The following is a 9600-nucleotide window of genomic DNA, read 5'->3' as shown; positions in this document are numbered from 1 at the left end:
AATCCGCAGCACTATAAAGAGACAATTTTACTAGAATGCAATGCCGAATGGATTCAGTATGGCTCTTAGTCAAGCACATGTTTTGGTGAAGAGCCTTTATTTCTATAGAAAAGAATTGCTACTAACACGATATGGTAAACAAAAATAATAAAAGGAATCGAGAAAATTGCTCGATTCCTTTTAAATGTTCTGTTCACTTTATACTTCTATACTTCAAATTTACTTACAAGCGCTTTTCTACGTTGATCAATGATTTTTTGACTGATTAATGTCAGAACAAATAGAACACCTACTATAGTCGCCATCATCCCTGCAATGGACGTATCCCAAAGCTTTGCCAAATAATAGCCTATAACTGCTGCGGCGGCACCAAAAGCCATGCTATATAAAAACATTTGCTTAATTGATTTACTTATTAAATAGGAGGTGGCCGCTGGACCTATTAGCATAGCAACAACTAAAATAGCACCAACACTATCAAAAGCAGCTACCGTTGTAAAGGATATTGATGTCATAAACCCATAATGCAGAAATAGTACAGGAACACCAATGGAGGCAGCATAAACAGGATCAAAGGTAGTTAGCTTCATTTCCTTAAAGAATAATAGAAGAAACACTATGTTAATAATTAGCACAAGCAATAGCATCCATACAGCTTTTGGCAATGTGATGGAAAGAAAAGTCCATCTATCCCAAGGAACAAAAGCAATTTCTCCCATTAATACATGCTCTACATCTAAATGTACATTACCTGCAAATAAAGTTATGAGGAGCACACCAGCCGCAAACAAGGAAGTAAAGACCACACCAATGGCTGCATCTTCCTGTATACCTGAAGAATGTAGCAATTGCACTAGATAGGCTGTTAAAATCCCCGCAGCTGCTGCACCGATGAGCATCCAAAAACCATTTAATGTTTGGGTAATTATAAACGCCATAACAATACCAAACAATACGGTATGGCTAATCGCATCTGCAATCATCGACATCCTACGCAAGATAAGAAAAACCCCTGCAATTCCACAGGTAATACCAACTAAAATGCCAGTTAAAATAACCCAAAACTCTATCATCCTAGCTCACCTTGCTTTCGAAACTGCATTTTCCTACGATATTTACTAATTTGTCCAGATGGGCTTATAAAATAAGAGATAAAGAAAATAATAGCCGCTACTAATACAATAATTGGTCCTGTTGATAGGCCAGTACGCATAGCACTAATAAAGGTTCCCGTTATGCCAGATATTCCACCGATAGTGGCACTAAGGACAAGCATAGAACTCAATTTTTTCGTCCATAATTTTGCACTTGCAGCTGGAATAATTAATAATGCTGACATAAGGATAACGCCCACTGCCTGTATACCTGTTACGATGGTCATCACAATTAAAACAGTAAGTATTGCCTTTAGTGCTTCAATGGGTAAACCAATTCCTTTGGCATACACTGGGTCAAAGATTAGTAGCTTCCATTCTTTATAAAGCAGGAGACTGACTAAAATAATAATTGTGGCACTGATAAAAAGCCACATTAAATCTGCCTTGGTCATCGTAGCTGCCTTACCAAAAATAAAATTGTTCAGCCCACTTTGATTACCTAAAGGGCTGCGATTAACTACTGTTAAAAAGACAACACCAATCCCAAAAAATACAGTTAATACTAAGCCAATTGCTGCATCTGCCTTCAATTTTGAAAAAGAAACAATCCATTGTATACAATACACGGACAAAGCAGATGTGATCCCTGCACCAAGCATTAAAATCGGTAATTCCTTTTGTCCAGTTAACAAAAATGCGAGTGCAATACCTGGTAAAGCAGCATGTGCAGCAGCATCACCAACTAAGCTTTGTTTTTGTAAGAAGGAAAAAGTGCCCGTTATGCCAGCAGCTATTCCAAGTAGCATGGTTCCACTAAGTACCCACAATAAGTTACCACTTAACATATTGTCCCCTCCTTACACATTCTGCATCATGAAAAGTTTACCACCATATGTTTTTTGTAATTGCTCTGGTGTAAAAACATCTTCCGTTGCACCTGATGCTAAAATCGTTTTATTTAAAAGAATTGTATAATCAAAATAGTCTTTTACCGTTTGTAAGTCATGATGAACGACAAAAATACTTTTACCCTGTAACTTCAAATCTTTTAAAATATCAATAATTGTTTTTTCTGTAGCAGCATCGACCCCAGCAAAAGGCTCGTCTAAAAAATAGATATCTGCGTTTTGAGCAAGTGCTCGTGCTAAAAATACTCGTTGCTGCTGTCCACCAGAAAGTTGACCAATGGAACGATTAGCGAAGTCCTCCATCCCTACACTTGCAAGAGCCTGCTGTGCTAAAATTTTATCCTTTCTAGTTGGTCTTCTAAATAATCCTGTATGCCCATAACGCCCCATCAACACAATATCCAGTGCATTTGTAGGGAAATCCCAATCTACTGCATTGCGTTGAGGAACATAGCCAACCACTAAGCTTTTCGGCTCAAAAACCTTGCCAAGTATCTCAACTCTCCCTACCTTATTTGGTAGTTGATTTAAGATTGCCTTTAAAAAGGTTGACTTTCCCGCTCCATTCGGACCAATAATTGCAGATAGATGACCAGTTGGAACTGAAACACAAGCATTTTCTAAAACTGTTTTTTTATCATAAGCTACTGAAAGATTTTCTACTGTTAATGCATTCATTTTCCTCACCTACTTTAATGCATCGACAATTGTGTCGATGTTATGTTGATACATACCGATATATGTACCTTCCTTTGATCCTTCTGCTCCCATTGCATCCGAGAATAATTCTCCACCAATAACAATGTCGTGCCCTTTTTCCTTTGCTCCTTCAATCACTGCTTTCATGGCTTTATCGGAGACACTTGATTCGATAAAAATGGCCTTAATCTTGTTGGCTACTAAAAAATCAACCATTTGCTGCACATCCTTTACACCATACTCGGAATCAGTGCTTAGCCCCTGTAAACCGCGCACCTCAAATCCCTGGCTTCTTCCAAAATAATTAAAAGCATCATGAGCTGTTACTAAAATACGTTGCTTTTCTGGAATTTCATTTACTCTATCCTTTGCATATATTTGTAATTCATCAAGCTGTTTTAAATACTCTTTCTCATTTGCTAGAAAATCATCTTTAAATTCTGGATATTCCTCTTGTAGCTTAGTACCAATCGCCTGAACGACTCCCTTCCAAAGCTCGATATCAAACCAAATATGCGGATCATGTAACATGGCATCATCATCACTTGCTAGTAAATCCTGCTTATTTAATGTTTCTCCAACAGCTAGTACAGATTTACTTTTTGACATCTGCTCAAAAATATCCAGCATTTGCCCCTCTAAATGTAAGCCATTATAAAAAATAACTTCTGCCTTATCCAGCTTCGATAAATCACTTTGCGTTGCTTTGTATAAATGTGGATCAACACCCGGTCCCATTAATGCTGAAACCTGCAAGTGATCCCCACTAATCGCTTTAATGGCATCCGCAATTTGACCAGTTGTTGCGACAACAACCCCTTCCCTATCCTCATTTTTGGTATTAGCAGAACACCCGAATAGCATAAGGGAGAGTGAAAAAACAACTACACCTAAAAAACGTTTCATGTGTAAATACCTCTTCTTTCTTTATATTCAGACATGATGATCATTGCTATAGATTATTTGACGCGGACATTAACATACTTCCACTTCTTCAATTTTAGGATTAGATTGTTATGTCCGCTCAAGCAGTTACTGTCATATAGTAGTATCATCAATGCCTTATCTATAATAATTTTCTTATAAGCCGGCGCCAGCCTATCCAGAAAACAATTATCATTATTCCCGCTCCAACAGATTCTGTTAGTTCCCATAAAAGTGTAAGAATTAGTAAAATGCTCAACGGAAGGATCGTCAGCTTTAAATCATCTAACTCTTTCATTCAGTCACTCTTCTTTCTCGAATAATATTTTGTTTCCCTTAGGAAAAATATATGCTTAATATAAAAAAAATTCAACTATTTTATCAAAATTTCTTTTTTAAATTTTTTTTCTCAAGGAAAATAAATAAAATTAGATGAATGCCCAACACAAAAATACACCACTATCTTTTCTCAAGAATAGTGGTGTTTATGTTGTTGAAAAACTATGTTGTCAATGAAATCAAGTTATTCTATTCAGTACAAGTAGCCTTCTATTTAGCACAAGTACTAGTCAATACTGCACATTTTCTCATCAATTCAGCAAGCCCCTATCAAAACAAAAGCTCTATTGCATCAACAGCCATTATACTTAGCATACTCACTCTATTTTTGGTTTGCCGATAAATTCATATGCATAAATATGAGTTCTGGTTAACTCGATAATATCTTGAATAAGTGCCTCTTCTTGTTTTTCAAAGCCACTGTTAATCCATTGCAGCATCAATCCATAAAATCCATAAGACGTATAGTGCTTAAACATTTCCATATTTACTGGTTGATTGTTAATTGTTTCAAATTTAAATTGCTCCATATAAATTTTTGTAATGGTTAGAGGCATTCTTGTATGCAAACTTGGAATTGTATCATCTAGAGTTAATAATTCAAAAAATGTACGATTTTGATAGATATAATGAATAATATTAAAAGAAGGTGCCTTAAGCTTAGTTGTATAAACTTTTTCCCCAAATAGATAGGGTTTGCCAACTGCTACCTCAAGTCCATCAAGCATCATTTCCAATAAATTGTCGGCAAGCTCAAATTTATCCTGAAAATGCACATAAAAGGTACTACGATTATAGCCAGCACGCTCAACAATATCTTTTACAGTTATAGATTGAAAGCCATGTTTTTGAATTAATTCAATCAAAGCCTCATAAAAATGACGTCGTGTTCGTTCCTGTCTTTGTGTCCATTTTGTCAAAATATCGTCTCCTTTTTTAGACACTTCTCTCTATTTTGTCCACTAGCTAGACAGTTGTAGTTACTTTAATGATTGTTTCCTTATTGTAGCGTTTTACAATAAAAGTACACAGCGATTTGCAAAGTGTGTAAGAAATTATTTATTAGGGGTGTTTACTATGGGAAAATTACAAGATAAAGTAGCCATCATTACTGGAGGAGCATCTGGTATTGGTGCAGCAACTGCTAAATTGTTTGTAGCAGAAGGAGCAAAAGTCGTACTCGTAGATTTAAATGAGGAAAAAGGAAACGAATTTGTGGCACAATTACAGTCTACAGGTGCAGAGGCTATTTTCGTAAAGGCAAACGTGACGAATGAGGAAGAGGTTGCGAAAATTTATCAAACAACAATTGATACTTTTGGACAAGTGAATGTCCTGTTCAATAATGCGGGAATCGGTCGAGTTACACCTACAGAGAAACTGGCCTACAGTGAATGGCGCAATACGGTAAACGTAGATTTAGATGGTGTATTTTTAATGGCCCAGGCAGCTATTAAAGAAATGTTAAAAGGACATGGTGGGACAATCGTCAATACAGCTTCCATGTATGGTTGGGTTGGTTCTCCCGGCTCAGCTGCCTATAATGCGGCAAAAGGTGGCGTCATAAACTTGACACGTTCATTAGCACTCGAATTTGCGACTCGTGGCATCCGTATTAATGCGCTTTGCCCAGGTTTCATCGATACACCGATTATTCCTGAGGAAAGTAAGGAGCCATTACGTCAAATAACACCTATGCAAAGATTAGGTCAGCCGGAGGAAATGGCGAAAGCTGTCCTGTTTATGGCTTGTGATGACTCTACATTTATGACAGGTAATACGTTAACAGTCGATGGTGGTTATACAGCACAATAAGCCACAACATCAATATTCGCTACCCTTCATAGGATAGCGAATATTTTTTGCATTATGCTCCCCCATATTTTAATTGATATCTTTCCATAACACGACTAAAGAATGAAGCTAATACTTGTTGGAAGAGCATACCAAATACAACGGGCATTACCGTTTTAGCGGGAAAATAGGTAGTAGCAATAACCACCCCAACAGCAATATTACGCATCCCACCTGTGAAAACAAACATCGTGATTATACTACTATCTTTCCAAAGATAATGCCCCAGCACTAAACATAGGACATACCCTGAAACAGCCAATAGAAAGACAACCAAAATAATACTGAAAAGCTCCCAGCTAATTGTTTTCATATAAGGAGCAATCGCACTACTATTAATCATGACAATGCTAAATAAGCATAGTTTCGAAAAAGGAGCTAAGTTTTTCCCTAGTGTCACAGCAATTTTCCCCTTAGTTAACTCATTACACACAACACCAGCAAGCGATGGCACAACAATCATCCAAAGTAAATCTAGCATCAGCCCAGCTGTATTGATTTCAATTGTTTGCCCCACAACGATATGTAATAATACAGGAATGATGATTGGTGATAGAACTGTATCAATTAAAATAATAGCAAGACATAACGCAATATGCCCTCTACACATGCTCACCCAAATAAAGCTTGTAACCCCTGTTGGAATCGCAACAGCTAAGACAAAGCCTATAGTTAGAAAATGCTCATGAAAAATGATTGTGGACACAATATAAGCCCAAATTGGCATGAGAATATGTAGAAATGTAATGGCTATAAAAATGACTGTTGGATATTTTTTTAAGCTTTTCATTCCTTCTATATTCATACTTAAGCTACCCGCAAATGTCATAAAGGCAAATATCCATGGCACTAAAAATAACAGCTGATGCCCGATATTTTCAAATAGCACGCCTATGATTAAGCTAAGTGGCGTTAAAATAGGCATCCATTTTTGTAAGTATTGATTGAAACGTTGTAACATTTAACAGCTCCCCTTCCATATTGAAAATCTCAGTCTCCTCTATCACTTGCTAATTGAGACTAGAAAAATTTGCAGTTTTTATCCATTTCCTGCAAACTATTAGTATAACTAGCTAGAAGGGATGAATAAAACTAATGAAAAAATTAGTGTATACCTTACTATTTTCACTGCTTGTTATTGCAGGTGGGGACAGGGGACAGGCTGCAGGCTTTAAAGATGTGCCTGAAGATCATTATGCCTATGAAGCTATTTTATGGGCTGAGGAGTACGATATTGTAAATGGCTATTCAGATGGCTCTTTTAAACCTAATGAAACGATTACTGAGCAACAATTCGCGAAATTATTGTCTAATTTTTATGAACTGGAAACACCCTATGATAAATTAAAAAAACAAACCCCTGCTGCCAACTGGTCAGATGAATATTACAATCGCCTGGCAAGCTATGGTGTGCCATTAAACGGCTATTTAGATAATAATATTCGGGCGGCTTCCATCAAGCGTGGCGTGGTTGCTCAAGCGATTACACATTTAGCTAAAGGCAAAAGTGGATTAGATCAATCCATCCAGTTTTTACTTGATTATTACATTTCCACTGGCCAAAATCCACAGTATGAAAATCGTAATTTACAGAAGTTTTTTGGCGTGACAAACAAAATGACACGTGCTCAAGTCGTTACAATACTTCATCGAATGGATGAAAGAAATTTTTATGAAATTTCTCAAGATGCACAAGCTATTTATGAAAATACGAATAATGCTTCGTTAAATGTACTTGCTAAAAACGGTCAAAATCAGCTTGATCCAACATTGCGGCTTACAACACCTACGAAAAGCGCCTGGGAAGGTACCTATTTCTATAGCTATAAATGGGGAAAAGGTGCGACTGATTTTAACCGCCGTGAAGCCATTATTTCTAATGCAACCAGCAACAGCTTTAACATTTTCATCACTGCAAATGATGGCACTACTGCTGGAAGTGTTGATGGAACCGCTACAATTACTACAAGTAATAAAGCGGTAATGAACAAATCCTCTGCTGGCAATCGCTGTGTTATCGAATTCGAAAGACTTGATAATGCTTTAAAAATAACTGAAGTGGATTGTCGAGCCGCACATGATGAAGATACTAATTTTTCTGGAACTTTAAAAAAACAGTAGAATAACACAAACAAGGCTATCTGACCACCAAATTAAAAACAAATGTGCCTAAATCATATAGGCACATTTGCTTTTACAGTGCACGATACCAATCCCTTGCAATCTCTATGAAATCACTAAGATACGGCTGAGTATGCTTATCTTTATGCCAAGCAATATCTGTGTAAATAGGCTTTACATTGAATGAAGACTGTAATTCAATTAGCTGTCCTTTCTCTATTTCTCTTTCCACCACCATTTTCGGTAAAAATGTAATACCTAAGCCTGCCATCACACATTGTTTTATAGCTTCAATACTTGCAAATTCAATCATTTGTAATGATAGCACCCCCTCTTGCTGTAGCTGTGCTTCTAATTGATTGCGATAAGAGCACCCATTTTCAGTCAGAAGCATTGTCTCTGCTGATAATTGATGCGCAGATAAGGAATGGCTTTTTATACTAGTTGGTGCGCTTACAAAGATTAATTGTTCCTGGATAAGTCTCTCACGATATAACATAGGTGTTTCCTTATATGCATCCGAAATAAAGGCTACATCAAGAATTCCAGACTGTAATAGATCTTTTGCAATTTCAGTTGTATGGACGGGCTTAAAAATGATTTTTACATGTGGATAAGCTTTCTGATATTGCTGCAAAATACTTGGTAGACGGTAAACACATTGACTTTCTTGTGCGCCAATTTTTAGCACCACTTGTGCTTGTTCATTGGACAGTGCTTTTTTCATTTCGTTATCTAACTCTAGCATTTTTTGGGCATACTGTTGTAATCGCTTGCCCTCATCCGTAAGAGTAACACGCTTGCCAAGCCTCTCAAAAAGAATTACTCCGAGCTCTTCTTCAAGTGATTTAATTTGTGCTGTAATACTGGACTGTGCATAATCAAGCAACTGTGCAGTCTGTGTAAAGCTCAATGTTTCTGATGCCGTTAAAAACGTTTGTAGCTGTTTTAAATCCATTACTAACACCCCTAAATCGTTTTTTTCGATATATTTTATCGAAACATTCAGCTTTATCGATAATAAAATTAAGTTTACACTAGTTATAACCTGAAAGATAGAGGAGGATTCATATGAACATTACTGCATTTATCGGAAGCTCCAGAACAGCTAGTAATAGTGAACAGCTAGCTGATTATGTATTAGCAGATATTCCGCATCAAAAAATAGATTTAAAAAATGTAATGATAAAGCCCATTCACGATTTACGTCATAATGACAATGGCTTTCAGTTTGTAGATGACGACTATGATCAAATTATTCAAGCATTTCTGACAAGTGATATTGTGATTTTCGTAACACCAATTTATTGGTACAGCATGTCAGGCATCATGAAAAATATGATAGATCGCTTAAGTCATGCCATTCGTGACGAGCGTTTCCCACAGCTCAAGGAAAAGCTTCAGACAACAGAGGCAATCGTCCTTGCTGTTGGTGGCGACGATCCCTATATTAAGGGGCTACCAATGATTCAGCAATTCCAATATATTTTCGAATTCCTACAAATGCCTTTTTTCTCCTATATTATCGGAAATGGCAATAAGCCTGGAGAAATCTCAAACGATACACAGGCTTTAGCCCAAGCAAAAATATTGAACGAGAAGTTAAAGACTCGTGCTTTATAATATAAAAAACGACCCAAAAGCTCCCTTACTTTTAG

General features: G+C 36.8%; 10 protein-coding genes. 3 read left to right on the top strand and 7 right to left on the bottom strand.

Annotated features, from left to right (window positions below):
- Nucleotides 1–206 precede the first annotated feature (206 nt).
- From ACQKIM_RS10195 to ACQKIM_RS10175, 5 genes are all read right to left on the bottom strand, one after another.
- The gene (locus ACQKIM_RS10195) at nucleotides 207–1073 is read right to left on the bottom strand and encodes a metal ABC transporter permease (protein ID WP_427542881.1); all 867 of its coding nucleotides are present in this window, start codon (nucleotides 1071–1073) and stop codon (nucleotides 207–209) included.
- Nucleotides 1070–1942, bottom strand: a complete 873-nt coding sequence (locus ACQKIM_RS10190; protein ID WP_427542877.1) for a metal ABC transporter permease — start codon at nucleotides 1940–1942, stop codon at nucleotides 1070–1072. Before ACQKIM_RS10190 ends, ACQKIM_RS10195 begins: the two co-directional genes overlap by 4 nt.
- A 12-nt stretch (nucleotides 1943–1954) precedes the next feature.
- On the bottom strand, nucleotides 1955–2683 hold the full coding sequence (locus ACQKIM_RS10185; protein WP_427542874.1) for a metal ABC transporter ATP-binding protein: 729 nt from the start codon (nucleotides 2681–2683) through the stop codon (nucleotides 1955–1957).
- 9 nt (nucleotides 2684–2692) lie between these two features.
- Nucleotides 2693–3610: a metal ABC transporter solute-binding protein, Zn/Mn family gene (locus tag ACQKIM_RS10180; RefSeq protein WP_427542871.1), complete on the bottom strand. Its 918-nt coding sequence runs from the start codon at nucleotides 3608–3610 to the stop codon at nucleotides 2693–2695.
- Nucleotides 3611–4284: 674 nt separating this feature from the next.
- A complete protein-coding gene (locus ACQKIM_RS10175; protein WP_427542868.1) occupies nucleotides 4285–4887 on the bottom strand; it encodes a TetR/AcrR family transcriptional regulator in 603 nt (200 codons plus the stop codon).
- Between the two features lie 157 nt (nucleotides 4888–5044).
- Between ACQKIM_RS10175 and ACQKIM_RS10170 the strand changes: the two genes are divergently transcribed.
- Nucleotides 5045–5782: an SDR family NAD(P)-dependent oxidoreductase gene (locus ACQKIM_RS10170; protein ID WP_427542865.1), complete on the top strand. Its 738-nt coding sequence runs from the start codon at nucleotides 5045–5047 to the stop codon at nucleotides 5780–5782.
- A 52-nt stretch (nucleotides 5783–5834) separates the two neighbouring features.
- Here the strand turns inward: ACQKIM_RS10170 and ACQKIM_RS10165 are convergent, their stop codons facing one another.
- Nucleotides 5835–6782, bottom strand: coding sequence for a bile acid:sodium symporter family protein (locus ACQKIM_RS10165; protein ID WP_427542863.1), 948 nt, complete (start codon nucleotides 6780–6782; stop codon nucleotides 5835–5837).
- 134 nt (nucleotides 6783–6916) lie between these two features.
- Here ACQKIM_RS10165 and ACQKIM_RS10160 point away from each other — a divergent pair, with 134 nt between their 5' ends.
- Nucleotides 6917–7942, top strand: coding sequence for an S-layer homology domain-containing protein (locus ACQKIM_RS10160; RefSeq protein ID WP_427542860.1), 1026 nt, complete (start codon nucleotides 6917–6919; stop codon nucleotides 7940–7942).
- Nucleotides 7943–8015: 73 nt separating this feature from the next.
- Here ACQKIM_RS10160 and ACQKIM_RS10155 read toward each other — a convergent pair whose 3' ends face one another.
- Nucleotides 8016–8900 (bottom strand): LysR family transcriptional regulator, encoded by an 885-nt coding sequence (locus ACQKIM_RS10155; RefSeq protein WP_427542857.1) that lies wholly within the window; start codon nucleotides 8898–8900, stop codon nucleotides 8016–8018.
- A gap of 113 nt (nucleotides 8901–9013) precedes the next feature.
- Here ACQKIM_RS10155 and ACQKIM_RS10150 point away from each other — a divergent pair, with 113 nt between their 5' ends.
- Complete coding sequence (locus ACQKIM_RS10150) at nucleotides 9014–9565, top strand: flavodoxin family protein (RefSeq protein WP_427542854.1); 552 nt, start codon at nucleotides 9014–9016, stop codon at nucleotides 9563–9565.
- The last annotated feature ends 35 nt before the right edge of the window (nucleotides 9566–9600 follow it).

The organism is Lysinibacillus sp. NPDC047702 (genome assembly GCF_050272555.1).
Taxonomy (GTDB): domain Bacteria; phylum Bacillota; class Bacilli; order Bacillales_A; family Planococcaceae; genus Lysinibacillus.
Note: the sequence above shows the minus strand (reverse complement) of the source record. Positions and strands in the feature narration are given on the sequence as shown.